We start from the raw sequence: 23794 nt of genomic DNA on the forward strand, positions 1-23794 counted from the left end.
TTCTCATCTCTTTTCCGGTGCAATCTTATCACATGTCAATCTTTCCGCGCTATGAAAATAGCGAAGGAGAAAAAAGGGCCGTCGCATCGCTGCTGGAGGTTCTCCGTAGCTACGGTACAGATCCGAAGTTGCTTATGCAGGAAGAGGGGCCTGTTGTTTCCCAAAGCGTTTCGATTTCGGTACATATCCAGGGAAATGAACCGCGACTGGGAACCGTTATTTTTCTTGTTCCCCTCAATCATCCCTATCGAGCAACGCAGGAACAAGATTATTCCGCGGGTATAGAGGCGGGGCTGGCGATAGTGAAAGAAGCGGCATCGAAGCCCGGGGCAAAAAGTGTCGAGGTACTTTTTCTCGGAGGAGAGTTTCCTCCTCCTGATCTCCTTTCCGACCAGCTTTTCTTGCGGTCGGCCGAAGGGATAGAACCTGGCCCCGACGGGAAGGGATTCCTTCCTGCGGGTTCTCTGACCTTTCTCGAAACCTTTTATCCAGAAGTTCCGGTCATGTTCGTCTACCTCTCCTTTCCCACGCCCCCGGCAACGCTGGCCGTTATACCGGCAGGCTCGGGGAAGCCTTCCCCCTCATGGCTGTATGCAAAGATCAAGAAGGCCCTGGATGATTCGGCTTCCTCCTGGTATTTTGCCGAGGCACAGACGAGACTCAACCGCCTCGACTTACAGGACGGGCCCTCCCCCATCGATCCCTATCTGCAGGCGGGTTACCCTGCCATCGAAATTCGGGGAAAGGGAACAGGGCGTTGGGAAGAGGGGAAAATAGCCCTTTTTCTCCGCTCTCTCATAGGGAAGGAGCCGATTCCTTCATATCAGGATAATCACTACCTCATACTCGGGAATCGTCATAAAAGCCTCATTATTTCGGAGCGAAACTATCTGCTCTTTCTCCTTGTTGTTTTTGCCGGTATTCTTACCTATCCCTTCATAGCGGTAGGCCGCTTCAAAAAGTATCTAAAAACCCTTTTGCGACATGTGTGGTCCATTCCTCTTTTGGTCGCCGCCCTGTTTGTATTTTTGCTTTTTTCAACGCTTCTTCTTGGAGTCGCAGGAATAGTTCGCGACAATGACCAGCTTTGGAGGGTTCATCCATCAGCCTTTCTCTGGTTTAAAATTTCGATCGCAAGCCTTTTGTTTTTTCTCAATCAACGCCTTTTTGGACGCTTGCCTTTTAGTCGAAGAGGAAGCTTTTATTCGGCATCGGCCCTTTTCTTTCTTCTGGCCGATATTATAATCATCTCATTCTTCGATATAGGCCTTACCTCCTTTATCATCTCAACCTTTGTCTGCGTCTTTTTCTTTACCATCGTCCGTCACAGAATGCTCAAACTCTGCTTTCTGCTGCTTTCGTTATTTCCCATGATCTGGGGACTCTACGGTATTTTTACGCTTCCAGCCTACAGGGCCGTACGGTTTCTTCTTCTCTCACCGCTTTTAGGAAATCTCATTATGGCGGTCCATCTTTTACCCTATCTGTTGATGACTATCAGGATACGTTACCTTTTTCATCATCCTTCACCCAAGATCACGAAAGCAATAACAATCGGTTTGGAACTTGTTGCAATGAGTTCCGCCGTTGCCTCCGGAATATACATTCTTAAGGCCTCGCCTCTTCCCAATAATAGTAAGCTACCCTTGAATATCGAACAGGACATCTTGCCGAACGAAGAACGGGCCGATTTCATCTTTACCAGCCCTATTCCCATACCCGCTTTTCAGATCGACGGCCATACCATCGAAGGAACTGAAGGTGTTATTACACAATCGGTCGAAACCTTTCCCCTCGCCGTCGAGATCGAATCGGAGCCTTTCTTATCGAGAAAAAGCTATTCAATCGATATGAAGGGAGAGGGCCCGGCGGCCACATTGACAGCCGTTATTCGAAGCAAAGAACCATTTACGGTTCTCGATGCGTCCAGGCAGTGGTCAATGGCGGCCGACAGAAAATCGGTTCGTTTCCTTATAGAGAATTTTCCCTCTCTCCCTTTTACTCTTGATGTTACCCTTCCCAGAAATTTTGCGGGAACACTGGAGTTGGAACTTTACTATCCGGAACCAAGACTCCCGCTTCCCGATTTTGATAGAAATGGCTTTGATGTTCACGCTTCGTCGATACTTCGACAGTCGGTGCCCCTCAAATGAGCAGGCGATGTGAACCGATCTTTTTTCATGTTGATATGGATGCCTTCTACGCCTCGGTGGAACAGGCGGATAAGCCGGAGCTAAAGGGAAAGCCAGTAGTCATTGGAGCCGCTCCGGGTGGACGAGGGGTCGTTTCCGCCTGCTCTTACGAGGCCCGCCGTTTCGGTGTCCACTCCGCAATGCCCATCTCGGAAGCCTACCGCCGTTGTCCCAAGGCCCATTATCTACCGGTACGGATGAAACGTTATCAGGAGGTAAGCCGTACCATCATGGCCCTGTTTTCCCGATTCACACCGGAGATTCAACAAATCTCTGTCGATGAGGCTTTTCTCAATCTAACAGGTACCGAGCGGCTTTTCGGCCCCCCTGAGGTCGTGGCGCGCAGCATCAAGGAACTGGTACGGGAAACTACGGATCTCACGATATCGATTGGTATTGCCCAGAACCGCTTCCTTGCGAAACTTGCTTCGGAAGCTGGGAAACCCGACGGCTTGGTACGGATTCTCCCCGGTGATGAAGAGGCATTTATCGATACCCTCTCGCTGAGAGAGCTGTGGGGATTGGGGAAAAAAACCATGGAAAGGCTTAACGATTTGAATATCCGTTCAGTCAAAGAGCTTAGGAGTCTTTCGGAACAGAACCTGAAACGGCTTTTGGGGGATGGAACAGGAGCCTTTCTCTACCGTGCGTGTCGTGGAATTGATCCGGGAATCTTCACCGACGAACCCAAAAGCCGATCGATCAGCAACGAAACGACCTTCCCCCACGACACCCATGACAACGAACTCATCCACACGGTATTGCTGGATCTTTCCCATCAGGTTTTCTTTCGCCTGCTCTCCGAGAAGGGAAAGGCATACACAGCCTTTATCAAGGTGCGCTTTTCCGATTTTAAAACGACAACCGCACAAAAGACCCTTAAACGATCACTCTCTTCGGCCGAGGAGCTCTTTGAATTGGCACAGCAACTTTTGCAGTGGCGATGGGACGGAACATCGGATATCCGATTGATAGGCATCGGCGTTTCCGGTCTAAGCGAGCATGGGGCAAACCAATCCGACCTTTTTGAAGATCCCTGGGAACGAAAAAAGCAGGTGGAAGAGGCGGTATTGAATATCCGCAAGAAGGGAAACAAGATTATTAAGGCGCGTTTTCTTCGACCCGGTAAAGTTCAAGACGATGATCGAGAAAATCACTAAAGACAAGCAGGGATCCATCGGGTGAAAGGTCGAGTCCCGTGGGCTGATTTCCTCCCCACACCATGTCGAGAACCCTGCCCGATCGTGCATCAAGACGGACAAGAGATCCGAACTCATCTCCAGCGTAGAGATAGCCTCGTGACCCGTTTTTTCCCCTAACAGAGGCGTACAAACAGCGTTCCTGCGGATCTAAGGCAATGGTATTTACATTCGACCCGATTCTCCGTCGCCAGAGGAGCCGTTCCGTCCTCGTGTCGATGCTTCCGACGCTGCCGTGATACATATCGGAAAAATAGAGGCGCCGCCCGGCGGTATCGATAACAAGATGGCGCATGGCGCCCGGTCCCGTTTCTATACTGTGCCCCTCCCCGGTGCGAAGATCGACGACCGCAATATTTCCATCGCTGAAATTTGCAATATAGAGCTTTTTTCCGTCAGGAGAGATCGCCATGCCACGGGGAATACCATCCACGGAAAAGGTGCGGAGGACCCTGCGGGTGGCAACATCAATTTCGGCAACGCTTTGGCCGATCCAATGAGAGACATAGACCCTACTATGGGAAGGATTGGTAATAAGGACCTTCGGCCAGCTGCCTCCGGCGGAAATCGATTGCTTGAAACGATAGGTCCCGGTTTCAAAGATGTGAATCTTTCCGGTCGTCATCTGTGAAACCCAAAGTTCACGACGTTCGGGTAGCTCCACCATCTCTACGAAACCAAGTCGATCGGCATCGTTTAGGGCCGGAGACGAGGCGGCAACGGCTTCGAAGCTGGAGCTGTCGAAAACCTCTATTCCCGAACCATCCAAAAGGGCCGTGGCAATTCTACTCCCCCCCTCCACGAAAAGCACACTTTTCGGCTGACTCCCCGTCTGGATAAAACCCATAAAGCCAAGCGAAGAAGAACGAGGTTCCAATTTGACCTCGAGATCCATTCGGGGACGCAACCTGCTAAGAGGACCGGAAAGCGAGGGATGGCGGAGCAGGCGATCACGATATCCCGGTGCGGAAAGTTTCAACACCGCGGGGAACTGTGTCGTGAAGCGATACAGCCTTACCGCCTCAGGCATTTCGATCGTAATAGGATAGACAGGTACATCGTCGGCAAGAAGAAGAGCATTTTTGGGAGCCAGTTTCAAGGAGAGGTCCCAATCTTGACCCGATAAAGAAATAAAGGAAAGCTCAAACAGCAGAACAACAAGGCAGTAACGCTTCATCGGCGCCATTGTATCATGGTGAAGAATTGTGGTATACAGAATTTATGGACCGTTCGCGACACATCATGGTGGTAGTCGGACTTCTCATCTTCGCCGTAATCATGATCATCATCGACTACCTGGTCCCAATCGAGATAACCTCGGATGCTCCTGCCGAAATACGAAGGGCGGCGGTGGAACAGGGACTCCCGCTGATCGGTACACCCTATCGTTTCGGAGCAAAGGGCCCTGTCGCCTTCGATTGCTCCGGCCTTATCGTCTATCTTTACACCAAGGCTGTGGAGGCATCGGAATTCAAACTCCCCTTTGAGGATGCACATGCGCAGGAACTTGCCCACCAGTACTCCAGTCCCGTTTCCGATCCGATGCCCGGAGATCTTGCCTTCTTTCAGTCGGAAACGGGGAAAATCACCCATGTCGCGCTTATTATCGCGGTAAGCGAACAAGAGTTTCTACTGCTCGAAGCAAGCGGCTACACTAATTCGGTGGAAAAACGCAACGTGGAAAAAAACAGAAGCGACCTTTTCAGCGTGGCACGGCTGCGACTCGTGAAGCACTATTAACATAGAAAAACCGACAGCAACCTAAAAGGTAACCAGGCGATCGGAATCTATCTCACGCACATAAATCCTGCGATAACGACCGGAGTGACTCGGCGGTTCTTTTTTGTCGGGAGGAGCTTTTCGGGAGAAGAAAAAGCAGAGATCCTCCATGTCGTGGATATTTTCGATAAGCGAATAACGAAAAAAGCAGGAATGGCCCTCGACAATTGCCTTTTGAATAGGGGCATCATCCAGGAGTGTGGGATCGATGTCCCGTCGCAGATGTTCCCGAATACCGCCATACCATGCCATCTGGAAAAAAACCTGCTTCAGAGTCCCTCCCGGCTCCCGGTAGTAGAGTTCATAGATCCCTGCCATGGAAGGAGCCGATCCTAAAATTGTATAGCGTTCGGCTTTGGTGAGGTGAGACCAGGCAATGGAAAAATAGACATCATCATCCTTTTCCTGCTTCTTTACACGAAACCGCTTTATATCTTCCATGGCTTATAGTACCAACCGAAAAAGAAGAGGGCAATCGATTTCCTGGACGAAAGAAGCCCCGCTCGTTACAATGAGCGACATGGATTTGCATATTGTCCTGGTGGAGCCGGAAATTCCACAAAATACAGGAAACATCGCCCGCACTTGTGGTGCTCTCGGGGCCGATCTTCATCTCGTTCATCCCCTTGGATTTTCCACATCGGACCGCTATCTCAAAAGGGCGGGACTCGATTACTGGCATCTTTTAAAGGTGCATCATCACGACAGCCTCCAAGCCTTTCTCAACGACTATGGAAACGAAAACCTTTACTTTGTTTCAAAAAAGGCCCCCTTACGCTACGATCACATCAGCTATCCCGATCGACTCTTTCTTCTTTTCGGTAAAGAAACGGCAGGGCTGCCCGAAGAACTACTGAGGAAGCATCGGGACACAACAGTCAGGATCCCCATGGTAGCCGAGGCCCGATCACTCAACCTCTCAAACGCCGTCGCCATCATGGCCTATGAAGTCCATCGGCAACACGATTTTCCCGGCCTCATGGAAAAAGGAGGACTGGTTTAACCTCTTTTCACTGATAAATCGGCATGGTACTCTCTTTAGCTGAAAGGAGAGAAAAGATGCATACGATAGGAATTATCGGTACAGGGGTTATGGGGACAGCCATTGCAACAGGAGTTCATGCCGCCCACCCCTCCACCGGAATTGTTCTCTTTGATATCAACCGCAAGACCGGTCAGGCGCTGGCAGAAAAGATAGGCGGGACCTTTGCCCAAAGTCCAAAGGATTTAATTCAGACAGTCAAACAAGAGTCGGGAACCATGGTCCTCGCCGTAAAGCCACAGCACCTTGAGGGCCTTGCACAGGAAATCGGCAAGGATTGCGAAGGACTTCGGCTCATCTCGATTGCGGCCGGTCGATCGATTCAGACGATAGAACCTCTTTTTCCGGGAAGCTCGGTGATCCGTTTCATGCCGAATATCGCGGCCCAAATAGGCAAAAGTATCGTCGCCGTTGCCGCTCCCGAGGGAACCGCTCCCGACTTTCTTGAAGAGGCGCAAACCATTGCCAAATCTTTGGGAGAAGCCGTATTGCTTGACGAATCGCTTATCGCGGCATTTACCGGAGTCTCCGGTTCGGGTATTGCCTATGTGTTTTCCTTTATTCATGCCCTGGCATTGGGAGGAACAGAAAACGGCATTCCCTACCCCAAGGCCCTTACCATTGCCGTAGAGACACTTCTTGGGGCAGGAGAACTGGTAAAGGCGACCGGGGCGAACCCGGCAGAGCTGCTAACGCGGGTAACAAGCGCGGGAGGAACCACCATAAAGGGTATTGCCGCCTTGGAGAAAGGGGCCTTTACCTCTCTTATTATGGATGCGGTACGTTGTGCTACGGAAAAAGCAGAGACCATGGAAAAAGGAAAGGCATGACATGCTTGAAATGAAATTCGTAAAAGAACATCTTGCAGAAGTTCAGCAAAACATCATCAACCGACATATGAAGGTCGATGCCGCCGAAGCCGTCAGGCTCTACGACAAACGCAATGAACTGCTGCGTTCCGTCGAGGAAAAGCGAAGAGCCAGAAACGAGAACGCCCGAGCCATGAAGGGAAAACTCTCCCAAGAGGAGCGGACCAAGCTTATTGAAGATGGTAAAGAGCTCAAACGATCCATCGCCGAGCTGGAAAAAAATCTGGAAGAGACCGAAACAGCCCTGCAGGGATACACGTCGGCTATTCCGAATATGGCCCACCCCGATGCTCCCGTCGGTAAAGAGGACAAAGACAACCTGGAGATCAAACGCTGGGGAACGGTTCCTCACTTTGATTTTCCGTCAAAGGACCATGTGGAACTTGGCTCCGCCCTGGATATCGTCGACTTTGAAACTGCCAGTCGGGTGACAGGCCAGAAATTCTACTATCTGCGGAACGAAGGGGTTTTTCTCGAACTTGCCCTTGTCCGCTATGCCCTGGATATCCTTACGAAACGTGGCTTCACCCCGACGATTACCCCGGATTTGGCACGGGAAGAGATCGTCGAAGGGATAGGCTTCAATCCCCGGGGTGAAGAGAGCAACATCTACACCCTGGAGGGAACCGGCACCTGTCTCGTCGGTACCGCAGAGATTACCCTGGGAGGCTATCATGCCGGGGAGCTGATTGACGGGCAGAGGCTTCCCATCAAACTGGCGGGTCTCTCGCACTGTTTCAGAAGAGAGGCAGGGGCCGCGGGCCAGTTTTCGAAGGGGCTCTACCGGGTGCACCAGTTTACGAAGGTTGAAATGTTTGTCTACTGTACTCCGGAAGAAAGCGAAGCAATGCACCATTCACTGCTCGCCATAGAAGAAGAAATTTTTCAGGGTTTGGAGATCCCTTACCGCATCGTCGATACCTGCACCGGCGATCTCGGAGCCCCGGCCTATAGAAAATTCGATATCGAAGCGTGGATGCCCGGCCGGGGAGATGGCGGAGAATGGGGCGAGGTGACGAGCACCAGCAACTGCACCGACTATCAGAGCAGGCGTCTCGGTGTCAGAATGAAAACCGAAAGCGGTAACCGCTACCTCCACATGCTCAACGGTACAGCGATAGCCGTAAGCAGGGGTATTATTGCCATCCTGGAAAATTTTCAACAAAAAGACGGGTCGGTACGGATTCCTGAAAAGCTGGTCCCTTACACCGGATTTTCGGAGATCAAGGCTCGCGAAGCATCCAATCGGTCAAATTTTTTGATATAAAGATGGAGGGGCGTTTCCACAGGGAGACAGCCCCTCTTCATATTTTGCTATATTTGTCCCCATGAAAAAATACGCTTTTTTATTTCTCTCCCTCTGCATATCTGTTTTACCTGTGGCGGGCGAGCACAGCATAACGCCCCCAGAGTCTAAATAGACAGGATCGAGGAGCACAAGCTGTCACCGTACGGGCAAAGACGGTAAAAGAGGACACCATCGATGGTATTACCGCTCCCTGGTACCTTATCGCGGAATAGGACGGCTATAGAAAGTGAAAGCGGCGGAAGCGCCTGGGCTTGAATATTCTGAGGCTATGCAGAGGAGTTTGGCAAGGAGAAATACGAGTACTATACGCAAATTCGGGACAAAACCCTTCCGGATACCCTACGCGCCAGCGGGCTCTTCGATCGGGCCGATCAAGGGGAATGAATGGGGCTTATCTACGGAGAAGCGCTACGCGGTATAAAGAAGAAGCTGCCTCTTTGAGGCAGCTTCTTCTTGGTCGACCGAAAGACTTAGCCGCACATTTTTCTGAGAATTCCAAGATAGTGAGACTGGAAACCAGCCAGAGAGTATTGGGGATCTTTTGTAAGCGCGGCCCTTGTTTTTTCTTCAAGCTCCGCCTCGCAACTTTTGCAGATCGCCTTATCGGTAACATAGATAAAGTTTCTCCCCGGCATGGCATTTGGTACAGCCTTTTTGCAGACATCACATACGATAGAAATCATATTCTCCACTCCTTGTCTGAGGTTTAGCGGACATCTTTTGTAAATAGTACTGAACCTATGCGCCTCTGTCGAGTAGAAAAAAAAAAGAAAAGAGCGTTATAATAGAAGCCATCATTACTGATTCAAGGACTAAAAAGATGAAATACTCAGCGCTTCTTACCGACCTGTATGAACTGACCATGATGCAAGGCTATTATCTGCTTGGAAACAACCCTCAGGTCTCTTTCGACATGTTTTTTCGCCGCAATCCCTTCTCCGGCGGTTATTCTATTTTTGCGGGTCTTGGAGATCTGATCGACACCCTCGAACACTTCTCCTTCGACCAAGAGGCAATCGACTATCTTGACTCTCTGGGAATCTTTAAGAAAGATTTCCTTGATTACTTATCCAATTTCCACTTTAGCGGGAACCTTTATGCAATGGATGAAGGGACGGTTATCTTTCCCGGAGAACCGATAGTAAGGGTCGAAGCAAATCTCATCGAAGCACAACTTATTGAGAGCATTCTCCTCAATATCCTCAACTTTCAGACCCTAATCGCAACAAAAACGGCAAGAGTCTACAATGCCTCCAGGGGAGGGCTTATCCTGGAGTTCGGGCTCAGACGTGCCCAGGGCTGGGACGGGGCCGTTTCGGCAAGCAGAGCCGCTTATATCGGTGGTGCGGCCGCCACAAGCAATACCCTGGCAGGGAAGCTTTTCAATATTCCCGTAAAAGGGACCATGGCCCACTCCTGGGTAATGGCATTTCCAAACGAGCTGGAATCCTTCCGCAGCTTTGCAGAAATCTATCCGGACAACGCAATACTTCTTATCGATACCTATGATGCCCTTGGAAGTGGCATCGAAAACGCCGTTATCGTTGGAAAGGAAATGAAGAAAAAGGGGAAATCAATCGGAGTCAGGCTTGACAGCGGAGACCTCTCCTATTTGAGCCAGAAGGTGCGAAAACGACTCGACAAAGAGGGCCTTGAAGATTGTACCATCACCGTTTCAAACGATTTGACAGAAGAAATCATTCACCAGCTTATGTCCGATGGTGCGCCGATCGATTCATGGGGTGTCGGCACCCATCTGGTTACCGGAGGCTCGGAAGCAAGCCTTGCCGGCGTGTATAAACTTGGTGCGAAAGAGGTTGACGGCAAGATGGTACCGACGATAAAGCTATCAAACAACGCCGAAAAAACCACGAATCCCGGTATTAAGCAGGTTTGGCGATTTTTTGATGCGGACAACATGGCGATTGCCGATCTCATCGCCCTTGAAGAAGAACAGATTGCTCCGGGAAAGGCGTATCGCTTCTACCATCCTATGTATGAAAATGCCCACTTCATTCTGGATTCCTACGATACCATCAAGCCGCTACTCAAAAAAAAGATCGAAAAGGGCAAGGTTATCGCTCCCAAGGAAGGGTTGCCGGAAATACAGCAAAGGGTAAAAGATGGGCTCTCAAAATTCGATAGAACCTATAAGCGTATCATTAACCCCCACATCTATAAGGTATCGCTGACATCTGCCTTGAAAAAGCTCAAACTTCATATGATAGAAGAGAGTGAAGAGTGGACGCCGGAAAACGGAAAATAAAGACGAACGCCGTCCCCTGGATCGTTGCGGAGATTGGTTCGGCCCACCATGGTGATATGGTAAAAGCGGACGAGCTTATCGCCGCGGCGGCAGAATCTGGAGCCGATTGTGCAAAGTTCCAACTCATCATTGCCGATGAGATTCTTCATCCCGACAGTGGATCCATCATCCTACCCGGGGGGGCGACACCGATCTTTCAGCGGTTTCAGGCACTTGAACGCCCCTCCGAGTTCTACAGGGAGCTATCAGAACGCTGTACCAAATACGGGGTCGAGTTTCTTTGCTCTCCATTCGGCGTGCAAAGTGCCGCAATCCTACGGGAGATCGGCGTACGGGCGGTAAAGGTAGCATCTCCGGAGCTCAACCATGTTCCGCTTCTGAGGGCTCTTGCCGGTATTCCAAGGATACTTTCCACGGGGGTCTCAACCCTGTCGGATATCGAAGCCGCCCTCGATGTCTGCGGGACCGAAGAGACGGTGCTCTTGCACTGTGTCACGAGTTATCCGGCCGATCCCGCCGAGTATAATCTTTCGATCATTCCCCACCTATCCTCTCTTTTCGGCGTTCCCGTGGGGGTTTCCGATCATTCCACAGATCCCATCCTTATCCCCGTTATCGCCACAGCCCTCGGGGCAGTGGTCATAGAGAAACACTTTACCCTGGACAAGAAGGGAAAGGGACTCGACGATCCGATAGCCCTTAGCCCTGCGGAGTTTCAGGCCATGGTATTACAGGTCAGAAAGGCGCGGAGCATGGAGCCACAGAAGATTCTGCAGACACTTTCCAACCAATACGGCAAAGAAACGGTCGAAGCAATACTGGGAGACGGGAGGAAAGTGCTGAGCAGATCAGAAAAGAGGTACTATACCACGACGAATCGTTCGATTATGGCAATTAAAAACATTGAAGAGAGGGAAGCTTTTACGACGGAAAATATTGCGCTTCTTCGCAGCGAAACCAACATGAGGCCTGGACTTCCGGGACAATTCTGGGACCTTGTTTTGGGAAGAAGGGCCGTATGTCCGATAAGAAACGGAGAAGGCATCACCTGGCGCCACTTCAGTGGGCAAGGAGCCCCAGATCGAGCATCATTGATACCAACTTCTCTTTCGTAATCGGTTTCTGGATATAGCCTTCACACTGACTTCGAAAGGCGGTCATGACATTCACGGCATCACCTAAAGCGGTAGTCATAATCACCTTTGCACCGTCCAGTCCCAAAATGCCGCGTTCCTCTTCTATCCTTCGGACCTCCCGCAGCACGGTCTGCCCGTCCAGCTTCGGAAGCATGATATCAAGGCAGATGAGATCATAGGGAGTTTTATCCTCAAGGCTGATTCTGAAGGCTTGAAGGGCCTCCTCTCCATCAACCACCGAATCATAGTCGCCGAACTCTTTCAGCAGGTTTTCCATCAACTTCCTACTTGCAAAATCATCTTCGACAATCAAAATTTTCATGATCACTCTCCAGTTTCATGAGCATATACCGAAACGACAAGAAGTGTTCCCTCGGCACTAAAATAGTAATCGGAATACCTTTCACAGTGGTCTACTTCCGACCGTTCGAAAAGCACTTCGGGAAATGAAAGATTTATCTTCGTTTCTTCGCCGAAAAGTATCTGAAGAAAATTACCGGCAAGGACATTCAATAACTCAAGAAGGCAGTCGTCGATCTGGGCAGTAGTTAAACCTTCCCATGAAGCGGCATGAACATTCTCAACGATTTGTCGTTTCAACTCCAGAGGAAGCATTAATATCATTCCACCGGAGATCGGAGCAACAAAGGAAATATAGAGAAGCTGGCCGTCCTCAAGCGCACCGCTATCGAAAACCGGCTGAACATCGAGAAAACTCATATCGGCAAACGTCAGTGCAATGGCATCAATAAGGGCTTTCTCAATACGATCTGAAGTACAGAGTGTTTCCATGCCTACTCCCCTTCCAAAACTTCGGCAATCTTGGCAGGTGAGAGTGGTTTTCGTATGATGGCGAGGACTTGATCTTCCCCCAACTCTTTTTCCATCTGCTCATTGCCCATACTCGATAGTACGATAACAGGAATTGAAGCAGTACGTTCTCTCATGTTCAACTTCCGAACAAAAGTCTTTCCGTCCATTTTCGGCATACGAAGATCCGTCACAATAAGATCAACAAGCCGGTCGTTCAAAAACGTCATTGCATTCAGTCCGTCTTCTGCTTCGTGAAAAATAATATCCTGAAACCCCGCCATCATAAAACAACGCTTTGTTATCATTCTAGAAGTAGCAGAATCGTCTACAATAAGAATGCTTTTCAACTGCATCTTTTCACACTCCCCTCGGTACGAAAACTATAAACTCCATACTGACTTCGCATTAGAAATAGTAACCTCTCCCGTCTTAACTTCGATCCGAACAGTCCGGCTGATCGTACCGCCTACATCCTCGCGAAGCACGCCGAGCCCAACTTTCCAGAGAAAACGTTTAATGGCTATCATATTTCTTCGACCGATATCAAACTGTCGATTTTCATCCATAATGCTGGCACCACCTGCCAACTTTATCTTGAGCTTTCGCCTGTTTGCGCCCTGTTTTTCCAAGGCTTGAAGAAAAATCGGCAAGCCGCTATCTGCAAAATATCCCGGCCGCTTTTTGGCCTTATCGAGATTAACCTTTGCCTCGGGTAGAGCTATGTGGATCAAACCGGCGACATGTCGTTCCTGATCATAGGCGATGACAGCCACACAGGAACCAAGGGCATAGGTTTTAATCTCATCTTCGAGACGAGCACTAACCCCAAATTCTCCGATGCCCACATCCAACCTCATCTATCGAGCTCCTTCAAAATGGAGACCAAGGCCTTCGGAATTTCTTCAAGAGAAACCAGTTTTTCAGCTCCACCGTTTTCCCACGCCTCTTTCGGCATGCCGAACACCACACTGCTTTTTTCATCTTGTGCAATGGTACGAGCCCCGTTATTTTTCATCCGAAGCAGTCCATCCGCCCCATCTCTCCCCATTCCGGTCAGAAGAGCACCCACTGCATTGGGTCCTACATTTTCGGCAACGGAATCAAACAACACATCAACAGAGGGGCAATGCCCGTTTACCTTGCTTCCCTCTTTAATCCTAACGATATAGCGGCCGCCGGACCGGACTATCTCCATATGATAGCCGCCGGGAGCGACAAGAACCCTTCCGCGAAGTACTCTATCGCCATTTTCAGCCTCTTTTACCTCAACATCCGTAATCTCGTTGAGTTTATCGGCAAACATCTTTGTGAATTTCGGAGGCATATGCTGAACGATCACCGTTCCAGGCATATCGGAAGGAAAAGCCTCAACAATCTGACGAAGGGCTACGGTTCCTCCGGTAGAGGCCCCGATAGCGACAACCTTATCTGTCGAACCACTTAAAACCCCGCTTACCTGTTTTCGTAGCCGTTTAGCGTGGAAACGGCCCTTAAATCGACTTACATCGACAACCGAGGCAGCCTTGATCTTTTCGATAAGTTCACCCAGCATATCCTCCAGATTATTTCCAAAACTGGAAGAGGGTTTTAAAACAAAATCGACAGCTCCGTTTTCCAGAGCGTCTAAGGTCACCCGTGCGCCGGGAGCTGTCATGGCCGATACCATAACAACCGGAATCGGATATTGCGGCATCAGGCGCTTGAGAAACTCTACGCCGTCCATCCTCGGCATTTCCACATCGAGGGTAACGACATGAGGCTTTAAGAGCACGATTTTATCCCGAGCGACATACACATCGGGAGCAACGCCGACTACCTCGATGGAAGGGTCCTGAGAAAGTCCCTTCGACAAGATCGATCGGACAAGAGCCGAATCATCAACAATCAGGACACGAATCTTATGCTGCACCATCACACCGCTCCTTTCCGGTACGTAGCCGGCCGGATATACCGAAACGAAGGGTGACTTCGCCCCAAAGTTTCCGAATGCCCGATAAAGAGAAAACCATCCGGCTCCAAAAAATGCTGAAATTTCGCTATCAACCTATCCTTTGTGGGAGGATCAAAATAGATCATTACATTACGGCAAAAAATAACGTGAAAAGCGTTCCGAAACGGGAAATGCTCGTTATTAAAATTGAATCGTTTAAAAAGTATCAGTTTCTTCAGCACATCCTTAACCTGATAACGATCCATCCCCAGCTTCGTGAAGTATTTTTGCAAAAAGAGCTGTGGAACATCTTTCAGCCGCTCAAAGGGGTACGATCCCAAAAGTGCCGCATTCAAGGCGGTAGAAGAAACATCGGTAGCAAGAATAGGAGCACCCGCAGAAAAATAGTCGAACCCGTAGGTTTCGGCAAGCAGCATGGCAAGGGTATAAGCCTCTTCTCCCGAAGCACATCCTGCACTCCATATTCGAAGATCCCGATTTCCTTTCTTCGCCATAATCTCGTTTAGCCAGGGAACAACGGTTTCACAAAAAAAATCAAAATGGTCGTTTTCCCGAAAAAAATAGGTGTGGTTCGTCGATATTCTGTCGATAAGTTCGCTGATATTCCTTCCGCTGGTATCCGACTCGAGAGCATGAAAATACTCCTCAAATGATGAGAATCCGAGCCTTCTGATTACCTTGTTCAGCCTTCCCCGAACCAGCATCTTTTTTTTATCGGTGAGATGTATTCCCACCGTACGATAAATGAGATCCGCGAGAGTCCGAAACTCTTTTTCACTTATCTCTATCAGCCCATCCACAATCCGCTCCGGCTATTGAAGTGTAGTACCGAGTAATGCCCCGGTATCAACAATAAGACTTACCTTTCCATCACTCATTATGCTACATCCGGAAACGGCCCGCAAATTTCCAAGATAGGAAGGGAGAGCTTTGATAACCATTTGGCGATATCCCACGATTTCATCCGCAAGCAGGGCCGCCGTATGATTGCCGGAGCGGACCACAATAACAATTCCCTCTTCAGCTTTCTCTTTGCCCTCTGTTACGGCAAAAAACTCTTTCATTTTTATCAGAGGGAGCACCTGACCGCGTAAGGTAATAATTTGACGATGTTCTTCCGTTTCGGTCAATTCAGAACCGACCGCCTTATAAAACTGAATGACATCGGTGATGGGTATGGCATAGAGCTGTCGCCCGACGGTAAAATTAATTGCATCGATAATCGCCAGCGTGAGAGGAATTTTTAGGGTAAAGGTAGTACCCTTCTCCTCCTGGCTCTCGATATCGATTTTACCTCGAAGTTTCTCCAGATTCTTCTTGACGACATCCATGCCGACACCCCGGCCGGATATTTCCGATACCTGTTCGGCAGTGGAAAACCCAGGTTCGAAAATCAACTGGAACACTTCCTTATCGGAAAGCACCTGATCATCTTGTACAAGACCCCGTTCCATTGCCCGCTCGAGAATCCGCTTTTTATTAAGCCCTCCACCGTCATCGGCAATGGTGACCCATATCTCGTTTCCCTCATAGCGAGCCCGCAGTTCGATTGTCCCATCTTCGGCCTTTCCGGCCTTCTTTCGGCTCTCGGGGTCCTCAATTCCGTGATCAATGGCATTTCGAATAATATGAACCAAAGGATCTGAGATCTCTTCCATAACATTACGGTCCATCTCGGTCTCTTCGCCGCTGACCACCAAAGAAATCTCTTTATTAAACTTCTTTGAAAGATCCCGAACCAGTCGCCGCATTTTATTGAACAAACCATCCATCGGGATCATCCTGATCGTCATGGTAATTTCCTGCAGCTCACGGCTTATTTTCGAAAGATAGGCCGCAGATCGGTCGAAATTGGGATGATCGAACTCCTCCAGCTCGGGACTATTAAGCACCATGGCCTCGGCGGTGATCAACTCACCCATCAAATCAAAAAGGGTATCAAGACGTTCGGTATCAACCCGAATATCCTTCCGCTTGAGGCGGTAGTTGGCAAACTGATCATTTTTTCCTGCGGGCTTGCCCTGGCTTTCCAGCGCCTTTTCAACCGCCTTTGGTTCTGCCTTTCCCTGCTTTACAAGGATTTCACCCAATCGCATCTGCTGAAGTTCGAGTGCTTCATCTACCGACTCTCGCGAGGCTACTCCCATCTCAACTAAGAGATCCCCCAGCGGTTGATAGTCTCCGGCATTTTTGCTGTTCATTGCCTTCTCAGCAATGATATGATGCTCAGTATCTACGCCGGGCTTCAAATCGCCACTTTGGATCTGCTTCAGACTGGTTCGAAGATTATCGATACCTTCAAGAAGCAGGTTAACAACCTTCGAATCGACCTTTCGATCCCCCTTACGCAAGGCATCAAGAACCCCCTCAATGGCCATACACATGCCCTCGACGGTACCGAACCAGAAAAAACCGGCATTCCCTTTGATTGTATGAACGACGCGAAAGGCTTCTTCGATATTGGCCTTCGTCTCTTTACCCCGTTCCAACGAAAGAGCGGCATTTTCCGCTGTATCGAGTAAATCGGAAGATTCTTCCACAAATTTCTGCACCATCTCCGGAGTGATCAGTCCGTCGGCATAGGGATCATACGCAGGAGCCTTGTGCTCTACTATCTTCCGCTCTTTTTCAGGAGAGGGAGCCGGTGCCCGAGAGGCGGCGGTATCGGAATGGCCATTCGTTTTCAAAATCGCATCAAGCTTATCGATGATATCGTCAATATCGGCGCCACTTTCGTAAACGGTCCCGCCCTTGTCGGAATGGAAACCGGCAGCCTGGAGCTCAAGACTTCCAATGAGGCCATTAAGACGGTCGCTGCCTTGGAGTAAGATATCGATACAATCAGAATCAACGGTGATTGTCCCGACACGAAGCTCGTCCAAAAGATTTTCCAGGCGGTGGCTTAATTGCTTTATCTTTTTCAAACCGATAAAGCCGGAAACCCCCTTGATGGTATGCATCGATCGAAAAATGGCATGAACGAGATCTTCGCTCCATTCCCTCTCGAGGGTAAGGATATCTTCTTCGATGGTATCCAGATGCTCTCTGGCTTCCTGGAGGAAGGAAAAAAGGATGTCCGGATCGTCGACAACAATGCCGTTTTCTCCCGAAACGGCCTCTTCAGCCTCGCCTACCGGAGGCGCCTCCTCCAGCTCCCTGACACGGGAAAGATAGGAGGCAATAAGCGTCTCCCCTTTGTCCTCCTGCCCCAAGAGAATACGATTCATTACCTCGGCAATCTCATGGAACAACGATGCAGAGGGCCCCTCATGTTCACGCTCCTCAAGCTCCAAAGTCTGAGCAGCCTCTTTTGCCACCAAGGCCGTTACCAAATCACCTTCAGAGAAGCCTTCAAGCTGTTTAATAAGATCATCTAAACGGCGCATAGTAAATCAACCGGTCAACATGGAAACCAACTTCACAAGTGAAGTTGCCTCAAAAGGTTTGACGATCCAACCCCGAACGCCCAACTCTTTTCCCCGTTGCTTTTTATCACTCCCGCTTTCCGTTGTAAGAAACACCACGGGAACGGTAGCTCCGCTATCTCTGTTTTTCAAACGTTCAGCAAACTGAAACCCGTCCATAACAGGCATATTAACATCAACAAGGAAAAAATCGATATGTCGACCATCAGATATATCAAGAGCCTCTTTTCCGTTTGCGGCGTCCACCACCTCGTAGCCTTCGGGCTCAAGGGCCTTGTGTACCAACTTCCGAATAGTCGGAGAATCATCAACGCAGAGTACTGTTTTCTTTTCCATGCCAATCATCCTTCCCTCAAGAAAAGAGAGTAATATCCCCTTCCTCTTCCTTTTTTTCACTATCCTGAAACGATTCATCGAGATGCAGCCCAAAGGCGTTCCACTCGGCTCTTGTGGTAAAGCGTTTTGAAAGACGACCTTCCAGCGCTTTTTGCATCGATGAATCGGCATCTTCGATCCCCACGGGAGAATCATGGCGAAGCTCCTGAAGGAATTCAATCATATGCTCGAGAATCTGCCGTACACTATCCTGGCTCTGCAGACTGGCGGAAATTCGATCCAAGCCCTCCTGTACCGAGCTACTTGTCGAAGTAGTTGCTTCAACTCCTTTCCTCAGCCGTTCAATATGGGGAGAAAGAATATCAGCCCTGCGTTCTTGTTCCCGCTGCCCTCGCTCAAGGCGGACAATGGCCCCTTCTATCCGTTCACGCTGCTGTCCGAAGGATTCTCTAACCTTTTCATCGGCAAGCTCCAAGGTTGATCCGATCGATTGAGCAACGTTCCGAGAAGCATCCGCCAGCTTGTGGACTTCTCCTGCAATAACAGCAAACCCTTTACCGACCCCCCCGGCCCGGGCCGCTTCGATTGATGCATTTATGGCGAGGATTCCCGTTTGTTCGGCCAATTCCGATATGGTCGCTATATATCCTCCTACCGATTCCACCGCGGAAGAGACGACATCCATATCGGATTGCTGTCGGTTCTGTATTTCCTGAAAACGTTCGACAACAAGTTTTGTTTCCGATACGCTGTTTCTCAGCGTTCGAATTTCTTCCATCAAACTGGATTCACCAAAGGTGAGGCTCTCCAATTGCTCACGAATCTGTTTTCCGAGAAGGTTGCTTTTTTCAGCCAGCGCATATATCTGTTCGGTAAGCTCGAGGGTTGAGGTCTCGGTCATTTCAACGATGACATCGGCAAGACGTTTTTCCATGGGAACGGCAGTGACAAATTCCGAAAGAACGGCTTTATACGCACGTAATTGCTCCTCAAGATCAAGCAGCCGCCCTTCAAGCTCTTCATTCTCGTGCTCTTCATATACGGGCTCTTCAGCAAGGAGTTCTTCATCGGTCTCGACGGTAATGGCAGCCTCTGCTTCGCCCTCCGTTTCATCACTTGGCAAAAATTTGGCATCCGCCTTTTTTCGTTCTCCGACGAACACCAGAAAAACTGCAAGAGCAGAACCGAGCACCGGGAGATAGGGGGCCCAGAAGCTATCCACAAAAAGCGGCACAAGAGTAAGGACAACTATCCCGAGGAGGAGTCGCATACAAGCGCCGAATCTATGATTTTTACATGCACCGTTGCCTGACATCGTATACTTATTATTGACTACTAAGGTTGCAATTGCAAGCAAGAGGAAGGCTTTTTCTATTCGAGGGAAATGATGGAAAAGAATGACTCAAACCCGAGGAGGTGCATAACTGAGCTAACCTTTTCGGTGGGATTTGCAAGGAGAAGCACCACACCTGACGCCCGTGCCATTGTCAAAATGGACATCATGATGCCGATCCCGGCAGAAGATGCATAGGTAAGTCTGTGCAGATCAATAACCAATTCTCCACGCTCTTCTTCAAGGCATACATCGATAAGTTTCTTTGCCGCCCCTAGAAAAAGGGTGGAATTCTCTCCGTCCAGCGCCCCTGAAACGCGAGCGACAACCGCCTGAGGTCGAATCTCGCTTACTGAAGATTCAAGAACCGCTCGATTTTGAGAAGAGGTAAACTCACGATCAATTATTTCCAGGTTTTTTTTGTTCTCCTGCATCTGTGTCGCTTCCTTCATGTTCGGGTCTAATGTAATATCCTTTACGCTCCTCTATCAGGTCGCGAAACCGATCTATGCGCTCAAGGATTTCCGCCGTTATCACAGTCTTGCCGGGAAGAAAAAGGACACCGTCTTTAAGAAAGATATCACTCATCAACTCCATTCCCGGCTTCAGATCTTTCAGTGGGACACTGGAACTGTTTGTTTCACCACTCTCCCTAAGCAATTGGTGAAAACGTGTGACCACCAATGGATCGTATAGTTGTTCACTATGTTGGAGTAAGAAGGCAAGAGCGTCCTGCACACTCTTCCCGTCCCTGTGTATCATCCAGTCATATTCGGCCAAAACCTTAAGGATTCTTGACGACAAAGGGATGGCCTCGCCTGCAAGGCCGTCGGGCCGCCCCGATCCGTCGAAATGTTCGCGATGGTGGCGGATGATCGTCCCGATATCCTTCATCCCCATGCCTTGTGAAATCAGGTTCTCCCCGATCTCGGCATAATGTTCCTGAGCCACCGGCTCATCTCCGGTATCCTGCCGCCCTACCTTGCCGATCTCATGAAAATAGGCAGCCATCATCAAATTGCGGACATCCTCCCCCTGGAGTTTCATTAAAGGGATCATTTGCTCGCATAAAAGAGCCACACGACGGGCATGGTTGCCAATATCCCGCTGAAACAGGTGGATCATGCTGCTCAAAAGATTTGCAGACTTTCGAAAGCCTCCTACTGCCCGGTCCCTGGAGTCTTTTAGGAGTTCAAGTGTTTTCTGGAGTTCGGAAGTCCGCCGTTGGACCAAGGCCTCAAGTTTGTTGTTCATCTGTTCAAGTTCATGATTTTTTTTCTTGAGTTCTTCTTCCAGGCGATTATGGTCACGCAAAAGCTTCCCGTGTTCAAGAGCCCTGCGCACAATAACGAGTAGCTCCTCATCGTCCCAGGGTTTCTGGATAAATCGGTATACCTCTCCCCTATTTATTGCCGAAGTGAGCACCTCCGGATCTGAGTAGCCGGTAATAATAATCCTGACCGTAAATGGATAGCGTTCCTTTACAAAAGCAAGAAAAGCATGACCGGAGACCTTGGGCATACGCTCGTCACAGATAATGAGATCGATAGGTTGTTTTTTTAAAATCTCTTCAGCCTCGTAGGGATCGGTCGTGGTTATGCATTCCACCATGGAGAGGTTGCGAAAAAGGCGTTTCAGAGCCTTAAGAATATTTTCTTCATCATCTACCGCAATAATGGTAAAGCGTTCTTCCATAATGACCTCTCTCAAGTCTACACGAGAGCAACAAGAAAGAAAAGAGAAAAAAAATCCCACCGAACCACGGTGGGATAACAAAAATGGGCGACACAGGAGTTGAACCTGTGACCTCATGCGTGTCGAGCATGCGCTCTAACCAACTGAGCTAGCCGCCCTCGGCTGGCAGGAATATACCATATTACTGGAGGCTCATCAATACCCTTTCAAGAACTTTTGCCCGATCAAGGGGTTTCACAATATAGTTCTTGGCACCAAGCATGAGCGCCTTCTTTACAAGATCCTGCTTACCAAGAGCACTAATCATAATAACCCGTGCTTCTTTGTCGAACTCAATGATCTTTTCTAAAGAGGTAACCCCATCCATCTTCGGCATGGTAATATCCATGGTGACAAGATCGATATTCGGATAAAGCTCTTTATATTTTTCGAGCCCCTCTTCTCCGTCGGAGGCTGTTCCTGCAATCTCAAACCCTTCCGAGGTAAGAATCTGCGAAATTTGTTTACTGACAAACATCGAATCATCGACAATTAATACACGGTAGGGGGTTCCATCGGGCTTTAGTCCATCAGGTTTGCGTTCATTTATGCTGGGAAAATCCATTTTTGTTTTCATTGGACCGCATCCTCCTATGCTCGTTCACGGATCGCAACATTAATCTCAATCTTTCCCTGCTCAAGCTGAACGGGAACAATAAGGGCTTCAACCTCGGTATCGGTCACTTCCATATTTTCTCCCGTAATAAGAGCAGGCGGCGTCAAATCAAACTTAAAACCGAGTTCATGAAGTTTTGTTACCGCCTGAGCCGTTATCATGTTGGCCAATTCGGTAATTGTGGCTTTCACAAGCTCATCAAGGGAAGTAAGCGATTCCCCATTCATTGCGGAAGCGACTCCCAAAGCCGTGTCTTTTGTCATATCGAAAAGAACCCGGCCTTCCACATCTCCGGCAAGCCCGACTATAGCTGCAACACCAAGTACCGGTTGGGAACTGGATTTAAGGAAAAGCTCTCCTCTCTCAACATTAGACCCTACGACCTCTTTCAATACATTGAAAGCGGACTCGACAAAGGGATTAATATACTCGACTCTCATCGGCTGCTCCTTTTCTATCTTTTTTTGCGGTAAGCAGTCAGCCCGGCCTGCTCAACAGTTTCCCATCCGGGATCTGATATTACCTCATTTTTACCAAGAACAAGTAATCCGCCTGTTCTTATCTTTTCCGTGAAAATTCGTATTAATTTGTCCTGATCCTGTCTGCTAAAAAAAGAACCAAGGTCACGAGCAACGATCAAATCGACCTCAGGAAACGGATTACCATGCAAAATATCATGGTATTCAAAAAGAATAAGATCCTTCAATTCCGGTCCAAAGCTGAGACCATTTTTGCCCTCCACAACATAGGGAAGCAGGTAGCTGGGTACATGTTCTTTTTGGAAAACTAAATTCGGAGCCGTCGATATCGACAGGAGATCCTTGTCATGGGCCCAAATCTTCACGGCTTTATCGGTAAACACCTCTTTGAGAATCGCAGCAAGCGAATAGGTTTCATAGCCTCTCCCACAACCTGGATTCCAGACCGCGATCTGCCCACGATCGGTTTTCAAGCTACGAAAAAGGGCAGCATATGCGTCTTTAAGCGATGCAGGGAAGAAATGGCCTGAAGCATCGGAATAGAAAGGCAAAAGAAAAGCATCCGCATCTTCCACATTCTGAAGCTGTACTGCCTCAACCGCTTCCCCTCTTTCTTGTTTCCACTGCTCAAAACGGTGTTCGGTCCAGGCAATATTAAGGGGTGAAACAACAAAATGACGAAATGTATTCAAGGTTTCAACAACAAAAGAGAAATCGACTTTTGCTTCGGAAGCCACAGGCTCGGCATCAAGATTTTTATCTTCCGAATAGGCCTCTTCTTCCACCGGCGCAACGGCGGCAAGCGGTCGAGGCCCGCGAGAAGGAGCTTCCCCTTTTTGTCCAAGGATCCTTTCGACATCAAGAATGAGATAGAGTCGATCATCGTTTTCAACGACTCCCTTGATGAACTTGATATTGATATCACCGAAAATGGGGTGCGGAGGCTGTATAGTCTCCGAGTTGATACCCACGACCTTGTCGATGGAATCGACAATAACGCCAATCAACATCTCGTCCAAACGAAGGATAATCATATCCTCCATAACCCCCTCGGCAACCTTCGGAGCTGGCAGATTAAACATAACCCGCAAGTCTATTACCGAAATAATATCACCACGAAGATTGTAGACACCGCGGACATAAGATGCCGAGTTAGGTACGAAGGTGAAACGGTTTGCTTTCGAAATCTCCTTCACCTTCATGATATCGATACCGTATTCTTTACCGGCAAGAGAAAATGTGACCATCTTAAAGTCAATATTCTCGATGCGCGAGGCCTCTTCCTCTTTAATATTTTGTCGAATGGTACTCATCC

At 49.1% G+C, this 23794-nt stretch carries 25 protein-coding genes and 1 tRNA gene; 8 read left to right on the forward strand and 18 right to left on the reverse strand.

Translation table 11 applies throughout. The features are described from left to right. Window positions 1–32: 32 nt before the first annotated feature. The gene (locus SPIRS_RS14630; protein ID WP_245537597.1) at window positions 33–2153 is read left to right on the forward strand and encodes a hypothetical protein; all 2121 of its coding nucleotides are present in this window, start codon (window positions 33–35) and stop codon (window positions 2151–2153) included. Next, window positions 2150–3352, forward strand: a complete 1203-nt coding sequence (gene dinB / locus SPIRS_RS14635) for a DNA polymerase IV (RefSeq protein WP_013255460.1) — start codon at window positions 2150–2152, stop codon at window positions 3350–3352. The genes SPIRS_RS14630 and dinB overlap by 4 nt, the downstream gene beginning before the upstream one ends. On the opposite strand, the gene SPIRS_RS14640 is transcribed toward dinB, so the two are convergent. Then, on the reverse strand, window positions 3294–4568 hold the full coding sequence (locus tag SPIRS_RS14640) for a YncE family protein (protein ID WP_013255461.1): 1275 nt from the start codon (window positions 4566–4568) through the stop codon (window positions 3294–3296). The two genes, dinB and SPIRS_RS14640, sit on opposite strands and share 59 nt — an antisense overlap. 44 nt (window positions 4569–4612) lie before the next feature. On the opposite strand from SPIRS_RS14640, the gene SPIRS_RS14645 reads away from it, so the two are divergent. Next, entirely contained in the window at window positions 4613–5131 is a 519-nt protein-coding gene (locus SPIRS_RS14645) for a C40 family peptidase (protein WP_013255462.1), read from the forward strand. 21 nt (window positions 5132–5152) lie between these two features. Here SPIRS_RS14645 and SPIRS_RS14650 read toward each other — a convergent pair whose 3' ends face one another. After that, the gene (locus SPIRS_RS14650) at window positions 5153–5611 is read right to left on the reverse strand and encodes a hypothetical protein (RefSeq protein WP_013255463.1); all 459 of its coding nucleotides are present in this window, start codon (window positions 5609–5611) and stop codon (window positions 5153–5155) included. A 79-nt stretch (window positions 5612–5690) separates the two neighbouring features. Here SPIRS_RS14650 and SPIRS_RS14655 point away from each other — a divergent pair, with 79 nt between their 5' ends. The 3 genes from SPIRS_RS14655 to serS are packed head-to-tail and all read left to right on the forward strand — an operon-like array spanning window position 5691 to window position 8348. Continuing rightward, a complete protein-coding gene (locus tag SPIRS_RS14655) occupies window positions 5691–6173 on the forward strand; it encodes a tRNA (cytidine(34)-2'-O)-methyltransferase (protein WP_171814810.1) in 483 nt (160 codons plus the stop codon). A gap of 56 nt (window positions 6174–6229) precedes the next feature. Then, on the forward strand, window positions 6230–7042 hold the full coding sequence (gene proC / locus SPIRS_RS14660; protein ID WP_013255465.1) for a pyrroline-5-carboxylate reductase: 813 nt from the start codon (window positions 6230–6232) through the stop codon (window positions 7040–7042). A gap of 1 nt (window position 7043) precedes the next feature. Then, window positions 7044–8348 carry a serine--tRNA ligase gene (gene serS / locus SPIRS_RS14665; RefSeq protein WP_013255466.1) on the forward strand — a complete coding sequence of 435 codons (1305 nt, stop codon included), beginning with the start codon at window positions 7044–7046 and terminating at the stop codon, window positions 8346–8348. A gap of 512 nt (window positions 8349–8860) precedes the next feature. On the opposite strand, the gene SPIRS_RS14670 is transcribed toward serS, so the two are convergent. Continuing rightward, entirely contained in the window at window positions 8861–9073 is a 213-nt protein-coding gene (locus tag SPIRS_RS14670) for a hypothetical protein (RefSeq protein WP_013255467.1), read from the reverse strand. A 137-nt stretch (window positions 9074–9210) separates the two neighbouring features. Between SPIRS_RS14670 and SPIRS_RS14675 the strand changes: the two genes are divergently transcribed. Together SPIRS_RS14675 and SPIRS_RS14680 are read left to right on the forward strand one after the other, a co-directional pair. Next, a complete protein-coding gene (locus tag SPIRS_RS14675) occupies window positions 9211–10656 on the forward strand; it encodes a nicotinate phosphoribosyltransferase (protein ID WP_013255468.1) in 1446 nt (481 codons plus the stop codon). After that, window positions 10632–11771: an N-acetylneuraminate synthase family protein gene (locus SPIRS_RS14680; RefSeq protein ID WP_013255469.1), complete on the forward strand. Its 1140-nt coding sequence runs from the start codon at window positions 10632–10634 to the stop codon at window positions 11769–11771. Before SPIRS_RS14675 ends, SPIRS_RS14680 begins: the two co-directional genes overlap by 25 nt. On the opposite strand, the gene SPIRS_RS14685 is transcribed toward SPIRS_RS14680, so the two are convergent. From SPIRS_RS14685 to SPIRS_RS14755, 15 genes are all read right to left on the reverse strand, one after another. Continuing rightward, window positions 11716–12114 (reverse strand): response regulator, encoded by a 399-nt coding sequence (locus SPIRS_RS14685; protein ID WP_013255470.1) that lies wholly within the window; start codon window positions 12112–12114, stop codon window positions 11716–11718. The genes SPIRS_RS14680 and SPIRS_RS14685 overlap by 56 nt on opposite strands. Before the next feature lie 2 nt (window positions 12115–12116). Continuing rightward, on the reverse strand, window positions 12117–12584 hold the full coding sequence (locus SPIRS_RS14690) for a chemotaxis protein CheX (RefSeq protein WP_013255471.1): 468 nt from the start codon (window positions 12582–12584) through the stop codon (window positions 12117–12119). Window positions 12585–12586: 2 nt separating this feature from the next. Then, window positions 12587–12958 (reverse strand): response regulator, encoded by a 372-nt coding sequence (locus SPIRS_RS14695; RefSeq protein WP_013255472.1) that lies wholly within the window; start codon window positions 12956–12958, stop codon window positions 12587–12589. 27 nt (window positions 12959–12985) lie between these two features. Next, the gene (locus SPIRS_RS14700) at window positions 12986–13462 is read right to left on the reverse strand and encodes a chemotaxis protein CheD (protein WP_013255473.1); all 477 of its coding nucleotides are present in this window, start codon (window positions 13460–13462) and stop codon (window positions 12986–12988) included. Next, window positions 13459–14517: a protein-glutamate methylesterase/protein-glutamine glutaminase gene (locus tag SPIRS_RS14705; protein ID WP_013255474.1), complete on the reverse strand. Its 1059-nt coding sequence runs from the start codon at window positions 14515–14517 to the stop codon at window positions 13459–13461. The genes SPIRS_RS14700 and SPIRS_RS14705 overlap by 4 nt, the downstream gene beginning before the upstream one ends. After that, window positions 14517–15356, reverse strand: a complete 840-nt coding sequence (locus tag SPIRS_RS14710; RefSeq protein ID WP_013255475.1) for a CheR family methyltransferase — start codon at window positions 15354–15356, stop codon at window positions 14517–14519. The genes SPIRS_RS14705 and SPIRS_RS14710 overlap by 1 nt, the downstream gene beginning before the upstream one ends. 12 nt (window positions 15357–15368) lie before the next feature. After that, window positions 15369–17942, reverse strand: a complete 2574-nt coding sequence (locus tag SPIRS_RS14715) for a chemotaxis protein CheA (RefSeq protein ID WP_013255476.1) — start codon at window positions 17940–17942, stop codon at window positions 15369–15371. A gap of 6 nt (window positions 17943–17948) precedes the next feature. Further along, on the reverse strand, window positions 17949–18317 hold the full coding sequence (locus tag SPIRS_RS14720) for a response regulator (RefSeq protein ID WP_041866109.1): 369 nt from the start codon (window positions 18315–18317) through the stop codon (window positions 17949–17951). A gap of 16 nt (window positions 18318–18333) precedes the next feature. After that, window positions 18334–19587 carry a methyl-accepting chemotaxis protein gene (locus SPIRS_RS14725; RefSeq protein WP_013255478.1) on the reverse strand — a complete coding sequence of 418 codons (1254 nt, stop codon included), beginning with the start codon at window positions 19585–19587 and terminating at the stop codon, window positions 18334–18336. Window positions 19588–19688: 101 nt separating this feature from the next. After that, window positions 19689–20084, reverse strand: a complete 396-nt coding sequence (locus SPIRS_RS14730) for an STAS domain-containing protein (RefSeq protein ID WP_013255479.1) — start codon at window positions 20082–20084, stop codon at window positions 19689–19691. Then, entirely contained in the window at window positions 20050–21345 is a 1296-nt protein-coding gene (locus SPIRS_RS14735) for an HD domain-containing phosphohydrolase (RefSeq protein WP_013255480.1), read from the reverse strand. Before SPIRS_RS14735 ends, SPIRS_RS14730 begins: the two co-directional genes overlap by 35 nt. Before the next feature lie 84 nt (window positions 21346–21429). Beyond that, a tRNA-Val gene (locus SPIRS_RS14740) sits at window positions 21430–21503 on the reverse strand. A gap of 23 nt (window positions 21504–21526) precedes the next feature. Continuing rightward, window positions 21527–21961, reverse strand: a complete 435-nt coding sequence (locus SPIRS_RS14745) for a response regulator (protein ID WP_013255481.1) — start codon at window positions 21959–21961, stop codon at window positions 21527–21529. 14 nt (window positions 21962–21975) lie between these two features. Further along, window positions 21976–22440, reverse strand: coding sequence for a chemotaxis protein CheX (locus tag SPIRS_RS14750; protein WP_013255482.1), 465 nt, complete (start codon window positions 22438–22440; stop codon window positions 21976–21978). Window positions 22441–22454: 14 nt separating this feature from the next. After that, window positions 22455–23792: a CheR family methyltransferase gene (locus SPIRS_RS14755; RefSeq protein ID WP_013255483.1), complete on the reverse strand. Its 1338-nt coding sequence runs from the start codon at window positions 23790–23792 to the stop codon at window positions 22455–22457. Window positions 23793–23794: the final 2 nt, after the last annotated feature.

It is taken from the genome of Sediminispirochaeta smaragdinae DSM 11293 (genome assembly GCF_000143985.1).
In the GTDB taxonomy this organism is placed as follows: domain Bacteria; phylum Spirochaetota; class Spirochaetia; order DSM-16054; family Sediminispirochaetaceae; genus Sediminispirochaeta; species Sediminispirochaeta smaragdinae.